General features: G+C 58.9%; 19 protein-coding genes. 9 read left to right on the top strand and 10 right to left on the bottom strand.

Translation table 11 applies throughout. The features are described from left to right. Positions 1 to 4: 4 nt before the first annotated feature. The gene (locus C1Y43_RS05805) at positions 5 to 1,669 is read right to left on the bottom strand and encodes a ShlB/FhaC/HecB family hemolysin secretion/activation protein (protein ID WP_104187394.1); all 1,665 of its coding nucleotides are present in this window, start codon (positions 1,667 to 1,669) and stop codon (positions 5 to 7) included. A 431-nt stretch (positions 1,670 to 2,100) separates the two neighbouring features. Continuing rightward, positions 2,101 to 3,309: a pyridoxal phosphate-dependent aminotransferase gene (locus C1Y43_RS05810; RefSeq protein ID WP_104187396.1), complete on the bottom strand. Its 1,209-nt coding sequence runs from the start codon at positions 3,307 to 3,309 to the stop codon at positions 2,101 to 2,103. Positions 3,310 to 3,377: 68 nt separating this feature from the next. Between C1Y43_RS05810 and C1Y43_RS05815 the strand changes: the two genes are divergently transcribed. After that, positions 3,378 to 4,439, top strand: a complete 1,062-nt coding sequence (locus C1Y43_RS05815; RefSeq protein ID WP_104093319.1) for a gamma-glutamyl-gamma-aminobutyrate hydrolase family protein — start codon at positions 3,378 to 3,380, stop codon at positions 4,437 to 4,439. On the opposite strand, the gene C1Y43_RS05820 is transcribed toward C1Y43_RS05815, so the two are convergent. Genes C1Y43_RS05820 through C1Y43_RS05850 form a run of 7 tightly spaced genes read right to left on the bottom strand, consistent with a single transcriptional unit; the run spans position 4,402 to position 11,048 of the window. Then, on the bottom strand, positions 4,402 to 5,346 hold the full coding sequence (locus C1Y43_RS05820) for a dihydrodipicolinate synthase family protein (protein ID WP_104093320.1): 945 nt from the start codon (positions 5,344 to 5,346) through the stop codon (positions 4,402 to 4,404). The two genes, C1Y43_RS05815 and C1Y43_RS05820, sit on opposite strands and share 38 nt — an antisense overlap. A 9-nt stretch (positions 5,347 to 5,355) precedes the next feature. Continuing rightward, positions 5,356 to 6,525, bottom strand: coding sequence for a Xaa-Pro peptidase family protein (locus C1Y43_RS05825; RefSeq protein ID WP_104187398.1), 1,170 nt, complete (start codon positions 6,523 to 6,525; stop codon positions 5,356 to 5,358). Continuing rightward, positions 6,509 to 7,612, bottom strand: a complete 1,104-nt coding sequence (locus C1Y43_RS05830; protein ID WP_104187400.1) for a mandelate racemase/muconate lactonizing enzyme family protein — start codon at positions 7,610 to 7,612, stop codon at positions 6,509 to 6,511. Before C1Y43_RS05830 ends, C1Y43_RS05825 begins: the two co-directional genes overlap by 17 nt. Continuing rightward, entirely contained in the window at positions 7,609 to 8,784 is a 1,176-nt protein-coding gene (locus C1Y43_RS05835; RefSeq protein WP_104187401.1) for a M20 family metallopeptidase, read from the bottom strand. The genes C1Y43_RS05830 and C1Y43_RS05835 overlap by 4 nt, the downstream gene beginning before the upstream one ends. Before the next feature lie 13 nt (positions 8,785 to 8,797). Continuing rightward, the gene (locus C1Y43_RS05840) at positions 8,798 to 9,544 is read right to left on the bottom strand and encodes an amino acid ABC transporter ATP-binding protein (RefSeq protein ID WP_058775910.1); all 747 of its coding nucleotides are present in this window, start codon (positions 9,542 to 9,544) and stop codon (positions 8,798 to 8,800) included. Next, positions 9,541 to 10,275 (bottom strand): amino acid ABC transporter permease, encoded by a 735-nt coding sequence (locus tag C1Y43_RS05845; protein ID WP_058775911.1) that lies wholly within the window; start codon positions 10,273 to 10,275, stop codon positions 9,541 to 9,543. Before C1Y43_RS05845 ends, C1Y43_RS05840 begins: the two co-directional genes overlap by 4 nt. Before the next feature lie 20 nt (positions 10,276 to 10,295). Further along, a complete protein-coding gene (locus tag C1Y43_RS05850) occupies positions 10,296 to 11,048 on the bottom strand; it encodes an ABC transporter substrate-binding protein (protein WP_369974301.1) in 753 nt (250 codons plus the stop codon). 250 nt (positions 11,049 to 11,298) lie between these two features. Between C1Y43_RS05850 and C1Y43_RS05855 the strand changes: the two genes are divergently transcribed. The 8 genes from C1Y43_RS05855 (at position 11,299) to C1Y43_RS05890 (ending at position 19,374) form a co-directional block, all read left to right on the top strand. Then, positions 11,299 to 12,195, top strand: a complete 897-nt coding sequence (locus C1Y43_RS05855) for a GntR family transcriptional regulator (protein ID WP_058775913.1) — start codon at positions 11,299 to 11,301, stop codon at positions 12,193 to 12,195. 52 nt (positions 12,196 to 12,247) lie between these two features. Beyond that, the gene (locus C1Y43_RS05860; protein WP_104187403.1) at positions 12,248 to 13,033 is read left to right on the top strand and encodes an SDR family oxidoreductase; all 786 of its coding nucleotides are present in this window, start codon (positions 12,248 to 12,250) and stop codon (positions 13,031 to 13,033) included. Between the two features lie 334 nt (positions 13,034 to 13,367). Next, positions 13,368 to 14,078 carry a FadR/GntR family transcriptional regulator gene (locus C1Y43_RS05865; RefSeq protein ID WP_104187404.1) on the top strand — a complete coding sequence of 237 codons (711 nt, stop codon included), beginning with the start codon at positions 13,368 to 13,370 and terminating at the stop codon, positions 14,076 to 14,078. Then, positions 14,065 to 15,231 (top strand): PLP-dependent transferase, encoded by a 1,167-nt coding sequence (locus C1Y43_RS05870; RefSeq protein WP_104187406.1) that lies wholly within the window; start codon positions 14,065 to 14,067, stop codon positions 15,229 to 15,231. The genes C1Y43_RS05865 and C1Y43_RS05870 overlap by 14 nt, the downstream gene beginning before the upstream one ends. A gap of 21 nt (positions 15,232 to 15,252) precedes the next feature. Continuing rightward, positions 15,253 to 16,524 carry a sugar ABC transporter substrate-binding protein gene (locus tag C1Y43_RS05875; protein ID WP_059011244.1) on the top strand — a complete coding sequence of 424 codons (1,272 nt, stop codon included), beginning with the start codon at positions 15,253 to 15,255 and terminating at the stop codon, positions 16,522 to 16,524. A gap of 24 nt (positions 16,525 to 16,548) precedes the next feature. Next, positions 16,549 to 17,469, top strand: a complete 921-nt coding sequence (locus tag C1Y43_RS05880) for a carbohydrate ABC transporter permease (protein WP_058759118.1) — start codon at positions 16,549 to 16,551, stop codon at positions 17,467 to 17,469. Positions 17,470 to 17,478: 9 nt separating this feature from the next. Continuing rightward, positions 17,479 to 18,303 (top strand): carbohydrate ABC transporter permease, encoded by an 825-nt coding sequence (locus C1Y43_RS05885; RefSeq protein ID WP_104187407.1) that lies wholly within the window; start codon positions 17,479 to 17,481, stop codon positions 18,301 to 18,303. A gap of 3 nt (positions 18,304 to 18,306) precedes the next feature. Continuing rightward, positions 18,307 to 19,374, top strand: coding sequence for an ABC transporter ATP-binding protein (locus C1Y43_RS05890; RefSeq protein WP_104187409.1), 1,068 nt, complete (start codon positions 18,307 to 18,309; stop codon positions 19,372 to 19,374). A gap of 16 nt (positions 19,375 to 19,390) precedes the next feature. On the opposite strand, the gene C1Y43_RS05895 is transcribed toward C1Y43_RS05890, so the two are convergent. Next, entirely contained in the window at positions 19,391 to 25,369 is a 5,979-nt protein-coding gene (locus C1Y43_RS05895; RefSeq protein WP_104187411.1) for an autotransporter outer membrane beta-barrel domain-containing protein, read from the bottom strand. Positions 25,370 to 25,393 lie beyond the last annotated feature (24 nt).

The raw sequence follows: 25,393 nt of genomic DNA on the forward strand, positions 1-25,393 counted from the left end.
CCTCTTAAAAAACCAGCCCGACCCGGGCATAAATGCTAACGTGATCCGGTTGCAGATAGCCGGGATAACTGAGCGGAAAACCGACCGTGTATTGGGTATAAAAGAAACGGCTGCGGGTGCTGATCCCCACGGCGCTGCCCCATATCGTGCCCACAGACTCGCTGTTCTGCGCATCGCTCTTCAGCCAGCCGCCGTCCACCGCCGCCAGGGCGCTGACGTCACCGACCAACGGCAAGGTGAACAGGGTGTAATCCAGTTCATTACGCAAATAGCCACCCGCGTCGCCTGACAGGTATTGTTCTTTGAAACCCCTGACTGAGCTTTCGCCGCCGAGCGTCAGGCGTTCGCTGCCGTATAACCGATCCGGTGACCACTGGCCGTATACGCTGCTGAGCAACCATAACCTGTCCGAAACCGGTCGCTGAAAGCTGCCGCTCAGGCTCCACTTGCGAAACTGCGCCCGCGGTAAGTCCCCGCTTTTGTCGGCATCACTCTCCGCATCAAACCACGGCATACCGCGGCTAAAGGTTGGGTTGAGCGTTGCCACGCCACCGAACACCTTTTGCGTATGGTTGAATCCGATCTGGGTACTGGTGATTTTGCGACTGCTACTCTGCAACAGGGTATTGTTGAGATAGTTGTGACTGGTGTAGTGGTTCAGGCCGAGCTGCAAACTGGTCTTGATTTCACCGTTGCGAAACAGCACCCATGAACCATTCAGGCGATGCGCAATATTGTCGCCGTTACTCAGCCAGGTGAAACCATTGTTATCAAAATGACTGTGATAACTGCTCCAGCTATAGCTGTAGTCGAGCAGGCCGTAGCCATACGGCACGCTGACACCCGCCTGCACATTCTGCGCGTCACGCCACTCGCTGAATGCGCTGCTGCGACCGCCGCTGATAAACCAGCGATCCGCCAGCCCTAACAGGTTGTTGCCGGTCAGCGATGCGGTTAACTGACCGACACCGGTGCTTTTTTGTCCGCTATTATCAAATCCCAGCGCGGCGCTGAGCGGAAATTCTGCCGCTGTCGTCAGGTTCACCACTGAATAACCGGGCTGCGGCGCAGGCTGAATTTCAATCTGTACCGGGGTGCGGCGCAGGCGATTAATTTGCTCCATACCCTGCTCAATATCGCGCAGGTTAAGTATTTTTCCTTCAATATGAGGAAAAACCATCTTTAACATCGCCGGCTGCGCCCCGTCGAGGCGAATAGCGAATAGTTTTCCTTCCAGCACCGGAATAATTAACTGCCCATGCGACAGATCCTGTTCGGCTAAAAACGCCCGGCTGGTAATGTAACCACGTTGCATATACCAGTCAGAGACCGCATGTACCAGCGCATTAATTTCACTCAAATTCAGACAGCGATTGATATAAGGTGCCGTCAGCGCCTGTTGCTGACGATCGGATATCAGCGTGACGTGCTGCAGACGGATATGCTGGATCGGAAAACAGGGGCCGGGGCCCGCCGGGGAGGCGTCCGGCGCATTCAGCGGTGCCACAGCATGCCATAGTGCATCGCGCTGCTGCTGATCCTGTTCCAGTCGCTGCTGTTGTTGGTTTTGCAGATAATCGCGGTCGCCAGGTGTCAAAGGGGCAGCGATAATCTGGCCTGACGCTATAATAATAGACAGCGCCAGCAATATCCTTATTTTTGCCATCATCAAAGACTTAAGTAAAATTAATTGTAAAGGTTTTGTAAGCTTCTGTGCGCAGAATATCACCTAAACAATCAGACAGTTCCGCTTAATAAGAAAAAACAATAAACATGACGCAGTTTTAATTAAGTGATAAAAACAACTTTACCTAACGCAAATAAACAACAGAAAATCAGCAACGGCCATTAAATCATTAATATCGCGCGATGGCGGCATGACGCCAGATTAAGCGGGCTGAATGAGATGAGGCCTGCCCGGTAAGGAAACGGTGCCATATTGATAAGCGCCACGGCAATCTGCGCTGACGCCGCAGTGTTGCGCCATGCGGACTTTTACTGTTGCTGAAACCACGCACCTGCCTCACCGGATCGCCATTGCTGGCGACCGGGCGGATGCATGCCTGCATCCGATCGCGTATCAATCCCTCATGGCGGACATCAGCGCAGTTTTGCCACCGCAGATTTCAGCCGCGCGCAGGCCTGCTCGAGCAACGCATCGTCAACCGCGTAGGCAATGCGTAAATAACCCGGCATGCCAAACGCCGATCCATGCAACACCGCAACCTGTGCGTCCTGCAACAGCCAGCTGGCTAGCGCGCTATCGTCCTCCAGTCGTTCTCCCTGTGGCGTCACGCATCCCAGTAACTTTTGGCAGTTGGCAAAAATATAGAATGCTCCCTGCGGCGCCCGGGCGCTGAGGCCGTTGCTGGTGGCGATCATTGTCAGCACCTGCTGACGTCGCCGATCAAGCGTAGCGAGCCAGCCTGCCAGAAATTCGGCCGGTTGCTGCAACGCGACAACCGCTGCTGCCTGCGAGATGCTGCTGGGATTAGAGGTACTCTGCGACTGCAGAATCTGCATCGCGTTAATCAACCATGCCGGACCGGCAGCATAGCCGAGCCGCCAGCCGGTCATGGCATGGCTTTTTGAGACACCGTTGACTGTCAGCGTGCGGTCAGCCAGCTGCGGGGCCGCCGCGGCAAAAGTGCTGAATGGCGTGGCGTCGTAGCGTAACGGCTCGTAAATATCATCCGCCATGATTAACACCTGGGGGTGATCAGTCAGCACCTCAGCCAGCGCCTGTAACTCCTGCGTACTGTAAACCGCACCGGTCGGGTTACCCGGTGAGTTCAGAATCACCCAACGCGTTGCCGGCGTCAGCGCGGCAGCCAGTTGTTGCGGCTGCAGCTTCCAGTCGTGCTGTTCGTGACAGGCCACGATCACCGGTTCGCCTTCCGCCAGCGTCACCATATCCGGATAGGAAACCCAATAAGGGGCAGGAATGATCACCTGCTGGCCAGCATCCAGCGTAGCCAGCAGTGCGTTGAAAATCAGCTGCTTGGCGCCGCTGCCGGCAATGATCTGCTCAGCGCTAAAATGCAGTTGGTTATCACGGGCAAACTTGGCGGCAATCGCTGTTTTGAGTTCGCGCGTACCGGAAACGGCGGTGTATTTGGTTTGCTGCTGCACGATGGCGGCAATACCGGCATAGCTGATGCTGTCCGGCGTGGCAAAATCGAGTTCTCCCTCGCCGAGGTTGATTATCGCCTTGCCGGCGGCTTCCAGCGCACGCACCCGATCGGAAATCGCGGCGGTAGGGGATGGACGGACGCGCTGCATGCGACGAGCCAGTAGCTGACTATTCATAAATCCTCTTTTGTATATCCTGAATCAACTAATACAATTAATCACCCCATCCCAGCAGGAAGAGTGCCGTGTTACCTATTTTCATTGTTGATGATGCCCGCGTTCCGGCGCGCTTTGGGCTGCTTGCCAGCCTGTATGCCAATCAGCTGGCGTTACCGTTATGGAGCCTGCGCCCGGATTTCACCGGCGATTTCCCCGATAGCCATCAGCATGTCGCGGCGGCAGGTTACTGCGTCACCAGCGGACTGTATCGGAGCGATACACTGCAGCACGAAGTCAGCGATGTAGCCCTGCTGCCTGCGAACGAAGCCGTAATCGTCGTGGCGCAGGCGGATGTAGCGCGCATTGCGCATTTGCCAGGCAAGCGCCTCAAGGCGCTTTCCTGTGAGACGACAATGCGGCTGCAGGATGACAGCAACACCCTGCTGCAACATACCCTGACTTCACCGCCCCCCGGCCGCCACGCGCTGCGTATTGGTCTGATAGCGCGCGAGCACGATCAGCGTGACAGCTATCCGGCCACTCTCGATGCGCTTTACGCCGCAGCCCGGGCGCTGGCGCTCGATGTGGATATTCACTTTTTCGCTCCCGCCGCACTGTCAGATGAGCTGTCCGAACTCGACGAATTGCACGGCATTCTGCTACCGGGAGGTGCCTCGATGGCAGCGGTGCGCGGTCAAATCGCCGTGGCGCATGCCAGTCGGCAGCGCAACATTCCCACACTGGGCCTGTGCCTCGGCATGCAGAGCATGTGCACGGCTGCGTTACAACGTCACCCAGAGCTCAGCCAGGCCATGCTGGCAGAAGTGGCACCGCAGGCCGCGGTGCACAGCTTTATTCCTTTTGCCGATGGTCGCCATCGCTGTGGCCTCCTGCCATACCCGGCCGCAGAGCCGTTTAACCTGATGCATTACAACCATCGCTATCGCTTTAATCCGCAACTGCTGCCGCCGCTGCTGGCAAGCGGCGTGCAGGTTATCGCCCAGACTGATGACATCATCGAAGGCATTGCGCTGGCCGATCACCGTTTCTGGCAGGGGGTACAGGGGCATCCGGAGCTACAGTCGCGCCCGGATGCACCGCACCCGCTGTTTACGGCCTTTCTGCAGGCGCTGGTGACGCCAGCGTAACCCCGCTGCGTCCGTCGCTGGCCAGCCGTTGCATCACGCTGGTCAGCGCAACCAGCGCGTCTGGCGAGATCGGCTGCAGCGGTGCGCGCACCGTGCCGCCATTGAAACCGCGCAGCGCCATTGCCGCTTTCACCAGCTGCGGCTGGCCGTGCTGGCGTGCCAGCGTACGATAGTCAAACCACAGCTGATGCAGATCGCGCGCGGTGGCGGCATCGCCCTGTTCCAGCGCACGATAGCAGGCAAGGATGAGCTCCGGCAGCGCGCCGCTGTTGGTGGTACTGATGCCATCGAATCCGGCCATCATCGGGCCGGCAAAGGCCAGATCGGAGGCACAAAATAGACGCAGTTTGCCGCGCAGCCGGTTGGCAATCTGATCGATGGCGGTTGGATTCAGATCGCCCTGTTTGATGCCCACCACACCCGGTATCGCCGCCAGTTGCTCCAGCAGTGCCGGTGACAGGGTGATACCAATGCCTGGCGCGTTGTAAACCAGAATGCCGGTTTTCGACAGCGGTGCCATCTCAGCAAAATAGGCAAGAATTTGCGCGTCGGTAATTTCGCTGACAAAAGGCGCGGTGACCATCGGCAAACCGCCCAGATCACCGGCCAGCTGCGTCAGCTCGCGGGCATCACGCGGATCTGCGCTGGCGCTGCACAGCATCACCGCCACGCGATCCTGCACGCAGTCCATCACGGCGTGAAACAGTGCACGGCGTTCTGGCACTGACATCACCGGAAATTCGCCATAAGTGCCGCCAATTAACAGTCCGTCGTAGCCAAGGCCGATGACGCGTTCGATATTTTCGCGCAGGGCGCCGAAGTCAATGTCGCCGCTGGCGCTGAAAGGCGTCACGGTAATGTTAAAGATACCGCGCAGGCGTTCACGGCATTCACTGATGTCTTTCATCGGGTTTCCTTATAAGCAGGTTAATGGGCGAGCCAGCGAACCGAGCTGGCGATAGCCGGTTTCCGTCACCACCACGGTTTCGCTAACGCCAACCGTAAACTCGCCGTAGATGCGCAGCGCCGGGGGGATATGGAAGGTCATGCCTGGCTGCAGTTCGGTGTTGACGCCACTGTAGAGGCTGAGAATGCCGCCCTCGCCCCAGTCCGGCGCGAACGAGACACCGATGGAGTAGCCGGTGCGTTTTTTAAAGTTGTCGGTGAAGCCCGCGCGATCGATCACCTGCTGGCAGGCTATGTGCGGTGCGGCACAGGTTGCGCCCGGCCGAATGGCATCCAGTGCCGCCTGGAGCGCCTCCTGACACACTTTCTCCATTTCCAGCGCAATAGCAGGGGGCCGCCCCAGCCATGCCGAGCGCATCAGCGCGGCGTGATAGCGATCGTGCGCGGCGGCCATCTCCAGAAAGACCGGCTCATTATCCTGCAACACGCGACGACGCCAGGTTCCGTGAGGCACACCGCTGCGTGGGCCACTGGAAACCAGCGGCTCCATCCCGACATACTCGGATCCGGCCGCGATGGCGGCTCCCATCATGGCCGCGACCAGCGCATTTTCATCCGCCCCGGCGCGCACTGCAGCCATACCGGCCTGCATGCCGGCGTCAACATAGCGCGCCGCCTGGGCGATCTTTTCCACTTCCGCCGTTGACTTTACTGCGCGCAGCGGCTCAATCACCCCGGCGGTATCGGCGAGGCTGCCGATGCGACTTTGCAACGCCTCATACACGGCTACCGGCAAAAACCAGCCGCGTTTGTCCAGCCCGACACGCTTACTAAGCCAGCCGCGCTGCTGCAGCAGGGCAACGAGAAAATCAACCGGGTTATCGCCATCCTGATAGATGGCGGCATCTGAGATAAAGGTGTTGGCGATAAAGTTAAAGTATTCGAGCTGGCGGATAACAAACACCGGATCCCCTTCTGTTGGCAGCACCAGCGCCTGAAAGGTGTAATAGCCCGGTGTTTGCTGACCGGTTAACCAGAAAATATTTTCTGGTCCGGTCACAATCATCACATCAACGCCGGCCGCATTGAGACGTTCGCGGGTGCGCTGGATGCGTTGTGCGTACTCCTGTGCGCTAAAGGCGGATTCACTTCCCTGGATAACATTATTCAGCTGTTGCATAACCAGACTCCTGGAGAAAAGTGGCGCGCGCGGCATCAAAATGCACGCCCAGGCCGGGTAAATCATTGATGAATACAGTGCCCTGCTGATAATGCAGGCCGCTCACCGCATCGTTTATCAGGCCATCGGCACCGTACAGCTCTGCGAAACGCGGCTGCATGGCGCGACACACCTGCAGCGCCGCCGCTGTTGCCGCATGGCCTTCGTTCATCTGACCTATCATGAAAGGGATGCTGGCCGCCTGCAGGCGCCGTGCTGCCGCAAGCGTCGGCGCAATGCCGCCCAGCTTCACCAGCTTGAGATGGCCCCACAGCGCGCCATTCGCCGCTATCAGTTGGTCGATAGCTGCCGGGCTATTGAGGCTCTCGTCCAGCATGATCGGCACGCCATAACCGCTCAGTTGCGCCAGTGCGGCATCGTTAGCCGGTGCCAGCGGCTGTTCGACGTAGCTGAGATTCAGCGCCTGCAGCGCCGGAAAAGCGGCGTGCGCCTGCGCCAGTGACCACTGACCGTTGACATCAATCGCCAGCGTGATGGCCTCACTAAAGCGGGCGCGCAGGGCGCGCAACCGCGCCAGATCGGTCGCCACATCCGCCACGCCGGTACGCAGTTTGAGCTGGGTAAAGCCACGTGCAACGTACTGTTCAGCCTGCGTCAGCATTTGCGCTTCACTGCCCCAGAACAGCGTCTGGTTGGTCGGGTAACCGGGGCTGGCCGCAGCGGCACCGAGCCAGTGCGCAAGGCTCACGCCGGCCTGCTGCGCCAGTAAATCATGCAGCGCCATGTCGAACAGCATGCGCGCCGGCGCCAGCAGTCCCGCCCCATCCGCATGCACACGCTCCAGCATCGCCTGCGGCGCCAGTGCCCAGTTCCAGGCTGCCAGGGCGCGGGTGATGTTTTCCAGCACCCGATCGGCGCTGCAGCCGTGCAGGTACTGAATGTTGAGCCGCACCTCGCCCGTGCCGCAGCGCGTGCCATCGTCCAGCCGCAGCCACAACGTATCCAGCGCGCTGATTGCGCCCGAGGACGCGGTGTGCAGCATGACTGCGTCATAGCGCAGCTGACCGCGCCAAAGCGTTGCTTTCACGTTGCGGACTCCTGCGGCAGCATCGCCAGTGCCACGTCGAGGTAGATGGCTGCGGCAGCAATAAATTCTTCAACAGGCACGAACTCATCTGGCTTGTGAGCCACCGCCAGGCTGCCGGGACCGATCACCACGCCTTTCGCCCCGAGCGAACGAAAATGCACTAAATCGCATCCCCCCTGAAAACCAAACGGGCCCGGTTCCGCCTGCCCGTGGCGACGACAGGCGGCGAGGCTGTGCTGCACAATCGCTTCGTTACTGTCGGTCTCGGTGGCCCCGCCCGTGGTGGCCTGCCAGGCGATGATGTCCGCCTCCACGCCGGCAGTGGCTTTCGCGTGGTCAAGCAGCAGCTGCAGTTCGGCCTTCACCGCCTGCTCGTCCTCACCGGGCACCATGCGGCGGTCGAGGAGCAGCTCGCAGCTGTCCGGCACCACGTTATCAGCGTGCCCCCCGTGGATGCGCGTCACCGTCAGGCTGGCATTGCCCACCAGCGCGTGGCAGCGACAGCGCACCTGCTGCTGATGCGACTGCTCAATCAGGCCCAGTAACCTGGCGGACTGATAGATGGCGTTGATCCCCAGCTCGGGCGTGCCCGAGTGCGCCGTTACGCCCTTAACCCTGACGCGCGGTCGCAGGCTGCCCTTATGGGCAGAAAACGTGGCGTTGCCGGTGGGTTCGCCAATCACCGCAAAATCGATGGCCGGCGGTGCCTGCCGGACATAAAACTTCGCGCCCTCACTGGCGACCTCTTCATCGGCGGTGAATACCCCCATCAGCGTACCGGACCAGCGGTGGCGACTGGCAGCCAGCAGGCGCAGCGCTTCAACCATCGCCACCAGCGGTCCTTTGGCATCGCAGGCACCACGACCGTACAGGCGTCCCTCGCGCTCGGTAAGGGTAAAGGGATCGCTACGCCAGCCGCTGCCGGCAGGCACTGTATCCAGATGGGTATTAAAGGCGAAGCAGGGTCCGGCACCGTTGTGCAGAACCGCGATGACGTTGGTGCGCCCTGCCGCATATTCACTGAACGACAGGTCAAAACCGGCCTCGCGCAGCCAACCTGCCACGCACTCTGCCGCTTCGCGCTCCTGACCGGGTGGATTTTCTGTATTGATGGCAACCAGCGTGGCGAGGTCGCGCTTCATGCGCACGCTGTCGACCGTGTGAATAGTCATTATGGCTCCGCTGTTAATGTAGGATTTGATCGAGAAAACGCTGGGCACGTTCGCTAACCTGGCGGTTGAAGAAATCGCTGGCGCTGGCGCGCTCCAGGATTTCGCCCTCTTCCATGAACAGAATCTGACTGGCGGCACGGCGCGCGAATCCCATTTCATGGGTGACGACCATGCTGGTCATGCCTTCGGCGCTCAGTTCCGCCATCACATCAAGCACTTCACGGATCATCTCCGGATCGAGCGCTGACGTGGGTTCGTCGTACAGCATCAGTTCTGGCTTCATCGCCAGCGCCCGGGCAATGGCCACGCGCTGCTGCTGACCGCCAGACAATTCGTCGGGGAAATGATCGGCCCGGTCGTGAATACGCACCTTCGCCAGTAGCGCTTCTGCCTGTTTGCGTGCCGTGATGCGGTTGACGCCGAGTACCGTCATCGGTGCCAGCATGATGTTTTCCGCCGCCGTCAGATGGGAAAACAGCTCGTAGTTCTGAAACACCATGCCAATACGCTGGCGCAACTGGTGCGGCGGCACTTCTCCCCGGCTGATATTCTGGCGGGTGAAGAACACATCGCCGCTATCGGCGGGTGACAACAGATTGACGCAGCGCAGCAGCGTAGATTTGCCGGAACCGGAAGGCCCAATCAGCACTACCGTTTCCCCTCGCTGAACGCTAAGCGAACAGTTCTTCAATACCGGCTGACGGCCAAAGCTCTTGTCGATGCCAATCAACTCCAGCAGCGGTGGTTTTGTCTCGTTCATGACAGATCTCCTGCGGTATCCGCCGCTTTGGTTAACCGACGGTGGCGCGCCCGGGCCTTTTGCCATTTTCCACGCCGCAGTTTCGGGTCGAGCGTGCGCTCCAGCCACGACTGAAACAGCATGAACAGCGAGGTCAGCAGCAGGTAATAGAGCCCCGCCGCGCAAAGCGCCTCGAAATAGCGGAAGCTGGCGCTGGCGGTCTGGTTCGCCACCAGCAACAACTCCTGTACCGCAATCACCGACACCAGCGCGCTGGACTTCAGCATGCTGATCATCTGATTGCCCATCGGTGGCAGCACGATGCGCGCGGCCTGCGGCAAGACAATCTTGCGCATGATCTGGGCGTGGGTCATTCCCAGCGCCATACCGGCGGTGCGCTGGCCGCTTTTTACCGCCTGTAAGCCGGAACGTAATATCTCCGCCATGTAGGCGCCCTCATTCAGCGACAGCGCCAGCACGGCACAGGTAAACGCGGAGAAGCGCAGACCGAAACCAGGCAACACGTTGTAGACAAAGATGATCTGGAACAGCACCGGCGTACCGCGAAACAGCCAGAGATAAAAAAACGCCAGCCCTTTCGCAGCACGAAATGGCGCTTCCTGTAGTAGCGCCAGCACCAGTCCCAGCACTACGCCGCACAACAGCGAGCACAGAGTAATCAGCAGCGTCATCCACGCGCCCTGCAGAAATTCGCGGGAGAGGAAGTACTGCCACATTAAATCGATCGACATAGCTTTCTCCGGTCAGCGGATTAAAAAATGGCAACGGAGTCCGGGAAGTTCCATTTCTCAATCAGTTGCTTGTAAGTGCCGTCTTTCACCAGGTTTTGCAGTCCCTGCTCCAGTTGCGCTTTAGTGGCGCTGTCGCCTTTACGGACTGCAAAAGCGATGTGGGTATCGGCTTCAAACTCAGCGCCTGCCGCTTCAAACACGCCGGGCTTCTCGCTAAACAACGCAACGGTACCCGGCGTTGAAAGGAATTCCGCATCGGCGCGCCCCTGCGCAACAGCCACTGCCGAGTCCGTTGCCGCCGGGAACGTCATGACATTGATCGCGGCTTTTTTGGCGGCGAGGCAGTTCTGGTTATCCACGCGCGCCTGGCTCTCTTCGATACCGCCAAGGGTGACCGCCACGTTTTTGCCGCACAACGACAGATCGCGCCCGGTGATGCCGGCCGGATTGCCTTTACGCACCACAACGCGACTGCCGATTTTGAGGTAAGGAACAAAATCCACCTGCGCCGCACGCGCCGGGTTGACGTACATCGCTGAGTTAATGATGTCGAGACGTTTGCCCTGCAGTGCCGGGATCAGCCCTTTAAACTCCATCGGCATGGCTGCGGGTTGCAGATTGAGCGTCTTACTCAGCGCGGTTATCAGCTCGATATCAAAACCGGTGAGCTTGCCGTCTTTCACAAACTCGAACGGCATAAAGGTGGCTGCGGTGCCGTAGGTCAGTTTGCCTGGGGCAACGCGATCGCTTGCCGCCTGGCTGATGATGGGCATCAGGGCCAGCGTGGCAAGCGCAAGCAACCGACCGGTAGAGCGAAATGAATTGCTGATCATCTGTGTCTCCTGGTGAACGTTTAAATTGGTTTTTATGATTCATAAAATACAATCATGGTGATAAAAAAACGTCTTCTCCTGGTGCACTCTGCACGCTTATCGTGCATGTATTGCTTTATATCGCAGCATTTACCTCAACATGTTATTGTACCTTTAGTCGACAATAATACATTTCAGGAAATCCCGTTCTATGCAGCCTGACTCCTCCGCCAGCAGCCGTCGTATTGCACGTCAGCTACTTGACCTGATCTATGAAGCAAGATTCGATCCAGGTCAGCACTTACGTGAACAACCTCTGGCAGACGCGCTGGGCGTTTCCCGCACGCCGGTGCGGGCAGGACTTAAAGAACTGACCCGACTGGGCGCAGTGGAAGCGCGGCCCAATCAGGGATTTTTTCTGCTAAAAGGGGCAGACGAGTTACAGCAACTGGACATTGAACCCCCGCAGAGCAGCGACCAGACGTTGTACGAGTTACTGGTACGCGATCGTATAGCCGGTGCCCTGCCCGAATCGTTCACCCAGACAGAAATCAGCCAGCGCTATGACGTTGATCGCGGCATTCTGACACGCACGCTGGTCAAGCTGTCGGAAGACGGGTTAATCGCGCGCAATGCGGGACATGGCTGGCGTTTTCAGCAAACGCTTAACTCGGAAGTCGCGCTGCGCAACAGTTATGGATTTCGTCTGATGATTGAGCCAGCCGCCCTGCTCAGCCCGCAATTACGCGCGGACCGTGCGATGCTGAAGCGCCTGCGGGCACAGCATCTGCGATTGATTACCCATCCGGACCTCACGCAGGTACCGGCGCGCGACATTTTCGAGACGGATGCCGCTTTTCATGAATCGCTGGCCGAAGCCAGCGGCAATCTGTTTGTGCTGCAGGCGATTCAACAGCAAAACCGCCTGCGCCGCCTGCTGGAATTTGGCAGCTACCAAAACAAACGGCGGGTGAAAGAGTGGTGCGAAGAGCACGTGGCCATTATCGACGCGCTGCGTGAAAACCGACCGCAACAGGCGGCCGAATTGATGAAAACGCATCTGCAATTCGCCTTCGATCAGGTACAGATGCGTAAACCAGGCACATAACCGGCACTATTTTTGCACATTACGATCCTGAAAATACAATCAGGAGGCAGTGATGGATTTGCAAATACAAGGGCGCGTGGCGCTGGTATGTGGTGCAGGCAGCGGTCTGGGTCAGGCGATAGCGCTGGCACTGGCGCAGGAGGGCGTGCGCGTGGCGGTCACCGGGCGCAATAGCAGCAAGTTGCAGGCAACGGTGGAGCGCATTATCGCTGACGGCGGTGAGGCGCAGGCGTTCCAGCTGGATCTGGCGGCACCCGACACTTTTGACAGCGTGCTGGAGGCGATTCGCCAGCGCTGGGGCGCAGTGGATATTCTGGTGAATAATTCAGGTGGGCCGCCACCCGCGAAAGCCGCGGGTACCGGCAGTGAACTCTGGCGACAGCAGTTTGCGGTGATGGTGGACGCGCTGATTCAACTGAGCGACAAGGTGCTGCCGGCCATGCGCCAGCGCGGCTGGGGACGCATTATCACTTCCACCTCGTCCGGCGTGGTTACGCCTATCCCCAATCTGGCGCTGTCCAATGCGCTGCGCATGAGCCTGCTGGGCTGGTCGAAAACGCTGGCAAGCGAGGTAGCCGCGGATGGTGTAACGGTTAACGTCCTGGTACCGGGACGCATTGATACTGAGCGCGTCAGTCAGCTTGATGCGCTGAAGGCGCAGCGCGAAAACAGCACCGCCGCTGCCGTCGCGGCCCAAAGCCGGCGCAGCATACCGATGGGCCGCTACGGCGCGCCACACGAATATGGCGCCGCCGCCGCTTTTCTCGCCAGTGAGCCCGCCAGCTACATTACCGGCAGCGTGATCCGCGTCGACGGCGGCCTGATCGATGCCGTTTAGCCGCTGATTGCGGTTTTAAGAGATGGGCACGCAATGACGGCTGCCCATTTAACCGGTCACAACGCTCTTCTTTTACCTTAACGTCATCGCTAACGGTTTTGCTGGCTGAGCGTTGCCGCTATGCCACTGCATCTGCTGAATTCACACCCTGGTTAATCAAAAGACGACCACCGCACCGCCACACCACGGTGCACTCTGGCGGGTTTTGCACCAGCAGATCTCATAATCTGCGCTTATTACGGCATCAAATCTCCTGCTGAATCAAAGCTTCATGATTCTGGCATGCGGGTTGCTAAGCCTTTGGTAGAGATGTTGGACCAATTAAGGCAAAGCGATGCATGACCCGGCTGAACTCCATCCCATCATTCCCACGCGCAGCGATACGCTGATTCTTGATGCGCTCACGCGCTACATGGCGCATGCCGGCGCGCAGCCGGGCAGTCGCCTGCCGCCGGAGCGCGAGCTGGCGGAGAAACTGGGCGTCAGCCGTAATACGGTGCGCGAGGCGCTCAAGCGCTGGGAAGCACTCGGCATCATTGTGCGCAAAAAAGGCAGCGGCACCTTTCTGCAGGCAGAGGTCGGTCTGCATGACAGCTTTCTCTCTCTGCGCTTTAAAAACGACTCCGCCAACATGCTTCATGCGCTGGAAGTGCGCCGCATCATTGAGTCCGAATCCTGCGTGCTGGCCGCGCAGCGCGCCAGCGCCGACGACCTGCTGGAAATCGAACGGCGGCTGGAAGAGATGGAGCGTGTGCACCTGGCTATCGGTTCCGCCGGACCGGAAGATTGGGCTTTCCACACCAGCATTTACCGCGCCGCCGGCAATCCGCTGCTGTTGCAGATGCTTAACGGCGTCTACGACACGCTGCACGCTTTTTTCGAATCCCCGCCGGAGCAGGCGCTGTTTTCAGACTCGTTTCCCCTGCACCGTGAACTGTTTAACGCCATCCGCGCCCGCGACAGCCATGCCGCGCGCGCCCTTTGCCACCAGATTCTTGATATCACCGAACGCGACATGAAGGACGTGATCCATGCCAAACGCTAAACCTATTGCGCAACAGACACTGCTGACCCACGACCAGCGCCACGAACAGGGCGCCGTAACGCCACCGATTTATCAGTCCTCACTGTTTACCTTTAGCGATTACGACAGCATGATCGCCCGCTTTCGCGGTGAGAGCGACCAGCCGCTCTATTCCCGCGTTGATAATCCGACGGTCAAAGCGCTACAGGATAAAGTTGCCGCGCTGGAAGGCGGTGACGCCTGCCTCGCCTTTGCCAGCGGCATGGCCGCCATCAGCAACGCGATTTTGAGTGTGGTTCAGCCAGGCGCGAAAGTGGTCTGCGTTAATCATGTCTATCCCGATACTTACCGTTTTTTGCGCGGCTTTTGTCAGCGTTTCGGCATCACGACGCAGTTTGTTGATGGCGACGATGAAGCGGCGATAGCCGCCGCGCTGCCCGGCGCCAGCCTGCTCTATCTGGAAAGTCCCTCCAGCTGGGTGATGAGTGAACAGAACCTGCGGCAGCTTGCCACGCTGGCGCGTGATGCGGGCGTCGTCACGTTGATTGATAACAGCTGGGCTTCGCCCATTTTCCAGCAGCCGCTGCTGTGTGGTATCGACATCGTGGTGCACTCCGCCTCGAAGTACATCAGCGGCCACAGCGATGTGGTGGCCGGCCTGGTGATTGCCAGCCACCAGCACATCAACAACATTGCCCGTCATATTAGTCCGTTCCTCGGCGGCAAACTCTCTGCGAACGAAGCGTCTTTGCTGATGCGTGGCCTGCGCACGCTGCCGCTGCGCATGAAGCAACATCAGCAAAGCGCCCTGCAGCTGGCGGAAAAGCTGCGTGATCATCCGCAGGTCAGCGCGGTTTGCCATCCCGGGCTCAATCCCCCTGAATGGTCCACGCTGCGCGGTTACAGCGGGCTGTTTTCCTTTGCCGTGACCGAACAGGTCGACATACCGCAATTCTGCAACGCCCTGCAACTGTTCCATATGGGCGTCAGCTGGGGAGGTTTCGAGAGCCTGGTGATGCCGGCGATTTCGGTCATTAATCAGGCCAGTGAATTTAATTCAGCCCAGGATTTTGGTGTCTCGCCGCGCCTGATCCGTATCTCTGTTGGCCTCGAAGAGACCGACGATCTTTGGACCGATCTGAATCAGGCACTTGCTGCCGCCACTCACCGTTAATCACGCTCCGGAGAACCAGCCATGACAACACGTTTCGCCCTGAAAGCCCTGGTACTCGCCGTGGGTTTAGGCAGCGCCTTTTGCAGCCTCGCCGCCAAACTCACCGTGGTGGAAGTTATTACCAGCCCGCCACGTACCGCACTTCTGCAAAAAATGCTCGACGAATACAAGACGCAGCATCCCGGTACCGAGATTGAGCTGATTTCGCTGCCGTGGGGTCAGGCATTTGAAAAACTGGGCACCATGTTACAAAGCGGACAGGTACCGGATGTGGTGGAAATGCCCGATACCTGGCAAGGCTTATACGCCAGCAACAATATGCTGGAAGATCTTGAACCCCGCCTGAAAAGCTGGCCTGAAAGCGCCCAGCTGACGGACAAAACGCTGGCAATGGCGCGTGCCGCGAACGGCAAAGCCACCATGGTACCGTACGGTTTTTACCTGCGGGCGCTGTTCTGGAATAAAAAGCTGTTTAAGCAGGCAGGACTGAGTGAACCGCCAAAAACAATGGATGAGTTTGCCAGCGACGCGAAGCGTATTAGTCAGTCAGGTAACGGTATCAGCGGCTACTGCATGCGCGGCGGTGTCGGGGGAACCAATGCGTGGATGATGTTTATGGCGGCGATGAACGGTTCGCCTGCCTTCTTTGATAAAGACGGCAACAGTACCTTAACCCAGCCGGGGGCGATAAAGGGAGCACAACTGCTGGTCGATTTGTATCAGCAAGGTGGCGCGCCTAAAGACAGCGTGAACTGGGGCTTTAACGAGATTGTCTCGGGCTTCTATTCCGGCAAATGCGCGATGCTCGATCAGGATCCGGACGCGCTGATCGCGATTAAAAATAGCATGGCGGCTGAGGATTTTGCCGTGGCGCCCATGCCGGTCGGACCGTCCGGTAAAGCCTTCCCGACCATCGGCTATACCGGCTGGGCGATGTTCAAACAGGGTAAACAAAACGATGTCGCCTGGCCGCTGATTACCTTCCTCAGTAATAAAACCAACAACCTGGCGTGGGCGAAGTTTGTCGGCACGCTACCCATCTATAAAGGTGCGGAACAGGACCCATTCTATCAGACGCCGCAGTTTGCCGGCTGGTTTAAGGAGCTGAACGATCCAAATTATGTGCCGCTCACCATGCCGACCCACCTTAAAGGCTGGGGCTATTTCAATTCAGTGATCGTGAAAGAGAGCAGCCAGGAGACGTTACTGGGCGAAAACGACACCAAAGATATGGTGCAGGACTGGGCCAGCTATCTGAGTAAAGAGCAAAAAGCCTGGCTCGCCAGCCAGTAATCTCGTGTAAACCGGAGCCCTGAAATGATGCCTGAAATCTCTCTTCCTGCCAGCCCGGCGCGCCGCCGCTGGCGCTGGACCCGGCTTGCTGAGCCATGGTGGTATCTGTCACCGGGCCTGTTGCTGATCGCCCTGTTCATCTTCGTGCCAATGGCGATCGGCATTTCTTACGCTTTTCAGAGCATGAACCTGCTCAATCCGCTGGAGAGCGGCTGGGTTGGCTGGGCGAACTTTGCGCAGATGCTCGACGATCGCCGCTTCTTTCGCGCACTCGGCCATACCCTTAACTGGACGCTGAGCTCACTGCTGCTGCAGTTCTTTTTCGGCCTCGCGCTGGCGCTGCTGCTTAACCGCGAGTTTCGCTTTCGCCGCTGGGTGCAGGCGCTGGTGTTTTTACCGTGGGCGGTGCCGGCGTTTCTTTCCGGCCTGACCTGGTCCTGGCTGCTCAACCCGGTCGTGGGTCCGCTGCCACAGTGGCTCAGCGACGTGGGCATTCTCAGTGAACCCTACAATATTCTTTCCGATCCGCAACTGGCGATGTGGGGGCCGGTGATTGCTAACGTCTGGTTTGGCATCCCGTTTTTTGCCATCACTTTACTGGCGGCACTGCAGTCGATTCCCAAAGATTTGTATGAAGCAGCAGCCATTGACGGTGCCAGCGGCTGGCAGCAGTTTCGCCGGGTCACCCTGCCGTTTCTCGCCCCGATGATCGCCATTACCGTGATGCTGCGTACCATCTGGATCGCTAACTTTGCCGATTTGATCGTGGTGATGACCGACGGCGGTCCGGCCGGTTCAACCTCGATTCTTTCCAGTTACATCTTCACCACCGCTTACCGCAAACTGGATTTTGGTTATGCCTCGGCGATGGCGGTGTGTCTGTTACTGCTGATGACCTGCTATGCGCTGGTATTGCTGCGCATCCGCCATCAGTTACTCAAGTAAGGAGTCCACATGCGCCTGTTACCGTTGATCGGTCATCGTCTCAGCATCGCCGCCTATTTGCTGTTTGCGCTGTTTCCGTTGTACTGGATCATTAAAATTGCCGTCACGCCGGACAGGTTACTGTTCAGTCAGGGCGTGACGCTGTTACCTGGCGGTTTCACCCTGAGCCACTTTGCGAAGGTATTGACCGACAGTGATTTCCCGACGTTTTTTATTAACAGTCTCATTGTCTCCTGCAGCACTGCCGCGCTGACCACCTTGATTGCTGCGGGCGCCGGCTATGCCTTTTCCCGCTTTCAGTTTCGCGGCAAGATGGTGATGGCGGCCCTGCTGCTGTTTACGCAGATGTTTCCGCTGGTGATGATCATTGCGCCGATTTACCGGGTGATGGCCCCGCTGGGACTGACGAATAGTCTGCTGGGGCTGATTCTGATTTACAGCGCCTTCAATGTCCCGTTCGCCACCTTCCTGATGCAGTCATTTTTTGATGCCATCCCGAAAGATCTCGAAGAGTCCGCCATGCTGGAAGGCTGCACCCGCTTTCAGGCGCTGTACCGCGTGCTGATGCCGCTGACGCTGCCCGGCATGGCAGCGACGCTCGGCTTTGTTTTCACCGCCGCGTGGAGTGAGTTGCTGTTCTCACTGATGTTAATCAACAAAAACGAAGTTATGACCTTTCCGGTCGGGCTGCTCAGTTTCGTCTCCAAATTCGCCGTTTCGTGGGGCGAAATGATGGCTGCCGCCGTGCTGGCGTTAATTCCAGCCTGTCTGTTCTTCGCTTTCATTCAACGCTATCTGGTTCAGGGGCTCACCGCCGGTGCGGTTAAGGGGTAAATAATGGCTGAAATTACGCTGGCGCAAATTGAAAAGCGCTATGGCAACGTTGAGGTTCTGCGCGACATCAATCTGACTATTAAAGATGGTGAGTTCGTGGTGCTGGTCGGCCCGTCCGGCTGTGGTAAATCCACCCTGCTGCGCACCATTGCCGGCCTGGAGTTAGCGACGGGCGGCAATATCCATATCGGCAGTCAGCTGATGAACGAGGTGGCGCCGAAAGACCGCGATATTTCGATGGTGTTCCAGAGCTATGCGCTCTATCCGCATCTGACGGTCGCGCGCAACATGGGCTTCAGCCTTGAAATTCAGAAACGACCGCGTGCTGAGATTGAGGAGAAAGTCCGGCGAGCGGCTGAGATTCTCAGCCTGACACACCTGCTTGATCGCCGGCCAAAAGAGCTGTCGGGTGGACAACGGCAGCGCGTGGCGATGGGCCGCGCCATTGTGCGTCAGCCGCAGGTGTTTCTGTTTGATGAGCCGCTTTCCAACCTCGATGCGCAACTGCGCGGCCAGATGCGCGTGGAGATCAAAAAGCTGCATCAGCAAATGAACAACACCATCGTTTATGTTACCCACGATCAGGTTGAGGCCATGACGCTGGCTGACCGCATCGTGGTGCTCAACCACGGCGTCATTCAGCAGGTAGGCACACCGCTGGAGCTGTACGACACACCGGCCAATAAGTTCGTCGCCAGTTTTATCGGTTCACCGTCGATGAATTTTATCAACGGCGTGATGACCCCCAGCGGCGTGCGTATCAGCGACAGCGCTCAGTTGCCCCTGAATACGCACTGGGCGGCACAGGCCGCTGGCCGCGACGTTATTTACGGCATCCGGCCGGAAAACATCAGCCTGGCGCAGCCGGGTGAGCAGCATGCGCTGCCCCTTAAAGTGTCGCTGGTGGAGCCGACCGGCTTGTCCGAACTGATTCACGGTTCACTGTTTGGCCACCCGCTGATGCTGTTTACCACCCAGCGTTCCGGCGCGCGCGCCGGTGATATTTTGCCGGTCACGCTCGACAGCGAACGTGCGATGCTGTTCGACGCCGCATCACAGCGCCGCCTGTAATTGCACGTTTAAGCGATCAAAACGACCAGCGCACCCCGGCATTGTAGCGCCAGCCTTTGACGCCGTTGCCGGCAATCTCTTTGCGGTAATCCGCCTCGGCATACAGCGCCACGTTGTTGATAAGGGTCGCCGTGCCGCCGAGGCCGACGTCCCACATCTGGCCAAATTTGCCGCTGCTGAAGCTCTGGCTCAGGTCGCTGTCGCTGGTGCCGACCCTGACCTGCGCCGTACCGCCCCAGCCGCGGTAGTAGTTAGCGCGCAGATACGGCGTGTACTGGTTCTGACTGCTGTCCTGCCAGCTGCGCGCCACGCGTGCGCCGAGCCGGCCAATGGTTTGATCGTAATCGTTATAGGAGACGCGCGCGCCGTCAGCATCGGTAAAACTGTCCATGTTCATACGCAGCCAGCTAACCTGTGCCTGCGGTTCCAGGCGCACATCCCCCGCCAGCATCAGCGGATAGCCAGACTCGACTGACGCCGTCCAGCCGTGCCCTTTGGGTTTGGCGACCGCTTTCTGCCGCGCAATGTCGGTTTCGCCACGGTAGCCGCTCCAGCTCAGCGAGCCATCAACATACCAGCCACTGCTGCGCAGCCAGGTGCCATAAAGTGACAACGTATCGCTATCAAAGCTGGTGGAGCTGTACCCGTCAGCGGCATGCGGGCGAATGCGCGTGTTGCCGCGCGTATAGGCGACGCCGCCACGCACGCTATCTTCAGCGCCATCGGCGCGCAGCAAATTGCCGCCGAGCTGTACGGCGCTGTAGTTGAGGTCGAAATCATAACCCCAGGCATCCAGGCCGCGATTGCTTCGATACTGCAAATCCGACCCAAGGTAGCGGATAAACATCTCTGCGTTGTCCGCCGGCTGCTGGCGCAGTTCGCCGAGACGCTTATGCAGATCGTCAGTGACTGCCAGCGAGTAGTACGCCAGCCCGACCGGTGCGGAGATCCAGGACGGCACCTGCGGCGTAACCGCCGGACGCACCGCCTTAACCGCACTGCCCGCCTGCGGCTGGCACAGCGAGCCATCGCTGCAGATGAAATTGTTTGCCAGACGATAGTCCCATACGTTGCCGCCCGCGCTACTGCCCGGTGCAAAGCTGTACAGACCATACTGCCACGGCCCGGCTGCCACATAGCCATTGCGCAGCCTGAAGCTGTCGGCGCTGGCGCTGCCGGTCACCTGCACCAGTGAGACGCCTTCGCTGGCCGCGATAACGTTGTCGCGATTGCTGTCCAGCAGCCCGCCGCCCTGCAGGCGGTCATCCACCCAGGTGGTGCCGCTGGCGTTACCGTTAACACGCAGCACGTCGCTGTGGGTGGCTGTCGAATTGAGTTTCAGACGGCCCTGCGCGGAGGCCAGACTACCTTCGACGGTCAGGGTATTTGCCGCCACATTGCCACCGTTGGTCAGGTCGAGCGTGCCGGCATTATTTACCACCAGCGAATCATTGCTGGCCCCCTGCAGCCGCGCGTTGACGCCATCGCCGGCGAACAGTGTGGATCCGGCATCGATATTAATGGTGCTGTGCGCCAGTTTAATGTTGTCGCTCAGCGTCCACTGCGTATCGATGAAGTTCAGCGTGCTCCAGCCCGCGCCGAGGTTGGTGCCTTTGGTGAGGTCGTCCTGCCGGAACGAACCGCCGCGCGCATTGAGCTGGCTAAGATTCAGCGTGCTATCCGCGCCGCCGCTGGTGATATGACGGGTCTGGTTCAGACTGATAGCCTGCACCGTCGCCTGATTCGCACTGCCGTCGCCCATACTCAGGCCGCCATCCAGCGTGCCGCCCGTGACCAGCAGCGTATCGCTGCCGTTACCGGTGTTCACTTCACCCGTGACGTTGCCCGCCAGCAGTGCCACCACATCACGGGTCGCGCCGCCTGCCACTACCACCTGATCGGCGTACGGCGCATCCAGCGTGCCCTGGTTGATAAACACCGTCTCGCCGCCGCGCAAATCAATGAGCGGTGCGACGCGGCTTTGTGAGCGGATGGTGCCCTGGTTGATCACCTGGCTGGCGCTGCGGGTGACAATCGCCGAACCGCCATCAGCATCGCGGATATCAATCAGGCCCTGAGCGATCACCCGTCCACGGGTGTTGGCACGCACGCCGGTGCCGCTGCCGTTGACTTCAATGCGGTAGTCGCGCCCAATCACTAAATCGTTGCCCGTAGTCGATCCATCTGCGTTTTCAAAACGATAGCCGGTACCGCCTGCGCCGACGTGAATCTGCGCGCTACCCGCCGGATCGAACGAGGTGGCAGAGCGAATGCCGGTGCCACCGTTAGCCTCGAAGCGCACATTACTCAGCGAAATATCACTGATGCCGGCGCGATTGTTCAGCGCAGTGCCGCTGCCGTAAGCGCCGATGATGATGTCGTTGGCTTCAAAGCGCTGCGCACCGCTGTCGAGCAGCAAACCATCGGCTTTGCCGTAAGCCGCCAGCGTGCTGGCCCCCTGCCCGTCGCCGTAAATTTTCATCGCGCCGCCGGAGCCCACGCGCAGCGCGGCGGTGCCGTCATTCACGCGTAAGGTGCTGTCGAGCGGGACATACTGGCCATAACCGCTGCTGACGTCCACGCCGGTGCCGCTGGCGACGCTAACCGAGCCGCGGTTGATAAAGTTACCGCCATCATGCACCCGGGCCCCGGTACTGTTGCGGCCACGCAAATCCACTACGCCCTGCTGCTGATTAAACAGGCGCGCGTCGCCGCTGACATCAAACGCCGTGGCGTTGCGCCCGGTGCCGGTGATGAGCGAGGCGGCGTAGACCTCGGTGCCATCGCCTGTCGCCTGCGCGCCGAGGGTGTTTTTGCCATTCAGCGCGATAAGGCTGGTAATGATCCCCTGCGCGCGATCGCTGGCGCGCAGCACGGTGGCACCCTTACCGGTGACCTGATAAACATCGGTGCTGGATACCAGCGCATCCGTCCCGCTGACCACGATGCCGGTGCTGTCCCTGCCGCTCAGCGTGACGTTGCCAAAGCCCTGGTTGTACAGCCACGCGCCGTTGCGGATTTCATACAGCGTCGAGTTACGACTGCTGACATCAACCGGGCTGCCGTTGACGATCAGGCGTGAGCCGGGATCAAAAGCCTGATAGCCGATCTGATGTGCGTCATGGAACACCACACGGCTGTTCGCGCCCAGCGTAATACGACCGCCGGCAAAGGCTTTCGCGCCGACCACGTTATCGCCGTACAGATTAATCGTGCCGTTCTGGTTAATCCGCCCCAGCTGGTGATACGAGACCGCACCGAAGGTGGTGGTTTGCTGGGTGCTCTGACCGCTGTAGAGATTAAGCGTGCCGCTATTGTTAATCTCCGTCAGGGTTTTGCCGTCGCCGGCGCCCGGATAGCCATCGGCGAACAGCGCCCGGCCATTACGCAAAATGTTGATATCGCCGCGGTTGTCGACTGTGGCGCCATACTGCGCGTAGATACCCGTTACGCCTTCACCCCGCAGGGAGACAGCGCCACGATTCACCAGCCGCGCATGATTCATCACCGTAAACGGCTGCTGGTTATTGGCGCTGCCATAGATTGCCGCCTGATTGGTCAGTAACGTGTTGGGATCGAATTGCGTATTGGGGTTAACAACGTTACCCTGCAGCGTATAGCGATTACCGTCAGCGATGGCGACGCGGGCATCAGACCCGTTGAGGTGAATACGCGTTGCGGCATCAATGGTGGCGCGGGCGCCATCTGTGATGGTCAGCCCGCTGGCAAAGCTGGCGATGTTCAGCGTCGCGCCGTGGGTATCAATGTCGGTGCCCGCACCGCTGCCGTACACACCGGTCGCAAACGGGCTATTCATCGACAGAGTCAGGCCGCGCCCGTCAAAATCCGCTCCCTGCTCGACGCGAAAAATCGTGCCGTTCCACACGGAGGCGCTGTAGCGGCCGTTGGCCGGCAAATTAATGCGTGCATCCGGACCGATACGGTAGAAACTGATCTGTCCGCTATCCAGCATGCTGTCGCTGCCGCTGGAAGTGGGAATCGCGCGGGCGCTAACGTTGACCGTTGCCTGGCCTTCAGCACGAATCCCGATGCCCGCTTTGCCGCTGAGCCGGATTGGGCCGGTGATATCGGCACTGGCGTGACCGCCCGGTTCGCCAGTTACCCACACCGCCGTATTGTTGGTGCCGCCAAAGCGGTCGGCGTCACCCGCCACGTTGATCGCGCCGCTGGAGAAGGCGTGCGCCTGATTGCCCGCCGTGGCGATCACTTTCAGGCCGGTGCTGTTATAGCCATTCAGATTGAGGGTGCCGCGATTGCCCACCTGGCCGCCGCTGCCGGAATCCATCGCCAGCATGGCGATATTTTCGCGCGGCAGCGCCTGCGCCATACCGTTGACATCGATAACACCGTTATTCAGTGACACCGCATTGGGCCCGGCCTCGATGCGCATGCCAACGGCGTTCTCGACTTTTGAGCCGATAACAATACGACCATCATTGATGGCACGTGAGTCGAGCAGGCCGGAAATGGCGCTGATGCCACCGCCGAGGCTGACCGCGACATCCTGCGTGACGTCGCCCTTGTGATTTTGCGGTGTGCGGCCGAGATAAATCGTGCCATCGCGCGCGTTGACGAAGCTGCCCTCGCCGCTGAAACTCACCGCCGCTGCTGAGGAGCCGTTCGCTACGTCGTGAATGCCGATGTTAAGATTGCCGTGGTTGACCGCGCTGCTGCTGCCGAGAAATAAGCCGGCGGTGCCCCACGGCGCATCCCCGATATGCACATTGAGCACGCCATTGTTACGGAACTCGCTGTTATAAATCGCCGACACCGCCGTGCCTGCATAACCGAGAGAGTCTTCTGCCACGCCGCGCCCATTGGCGGCATTAAAAAAGCCACTGTTGATGACGCCATTATTGATACCGCGCGCGCCGCTGATCAGCTCCAGCGCGCCCGCTTCGGATGAGAGCGCGTTACTGGTCGCCAGTTTTCCGGCGATAATCGCCGTTGCACCGTTGCTGGCGCGCATCACGGCGCTGGCGCTGTTGGCCACTTCCAGCGTTTTGCCGCGATTGATTTTCACACTGGCTTTCGCGCCATCGGCGCTCAGCACCACCTGATCGCCGAGTGCGGCAGCCACTTCATCATCGTAATTGCCGGTGCTCATGCGGTAGACCACGCGACCGTCGCGCAGGCTGAAAGCCTGGTTCAGCGCAGCGTTATAACTTTCCGGGCTCAGGTTGCCGCCGCTAATCTGGTCAATCAGCCAGTCGTTATAGTTCCGCAATTCATTGAGATTACTGACGTAGTACGCGTTGCTGCTGCCATCCTTAAGCGTGACATCAAACAGACCGGCGTAGGTCACCACGCCTCCGGCATCAAATGCCAGCCGATCGCCACCGTACGGCGGCGTGGCGGCGGTAAAGCGGATACGGTTATTGCTGTCCCAGTTAATCTGGCCGTTGTTACTGCTGGCAAATAACTGACTCTGTTTGGCCGCCATTGACCAGCGATTGGTGCTGGCGTTAGCGGCTGCGCCTTGCTGACCAATATTTATCTTTAACCGGCCATTAGTGACTGTCGCTACGCGCGCATCAATATATTGCTTATCGTTCACATCATAATAATCTGGCACTACCGTAGCGCCATTAATTTCCGCCGGCGCAATCATTTCCGCACTGTTATAAACCTGATAGACACGATAACTGCCTGTTTCTTCATCCGGAATACCAATAGCATAATTTTGTGCGCCGAGTTGCAGGCGGGGCTCGCCGATTAAATTGTCATTAATAATACGCCCAACCTTTTGTAGTTCACCCAGCGTGACGCTGCTCATGCCACTTTCTCCAACGGTAAAGCGCGGTATACCGCTTAGCGTCTGGGTTGAACCATTACATAAGCAATAAGCGCCGACTTTATTGTCGTTGCGTTCGGGGGTGAAAGGTTTTAATACCACCGCCGATACCGGTGAGGCAGGCAGCATTAAGCCCTGCGCAGCAAGCAGGCTCAGTAACAAGGGATTTAATTTAAACACACTATTTTCCTCACCAGAGAAAAG

The organism is Pantoea sp. ICBG 828, from assembly GCF_002928355.1.
Classification (GTDB): Bacteria; Pseudomonadota; Gammaproteobacteria; order Enterobacterales; family Enterobacteriaceae; genus Pantoea; species Pantoea dispersa.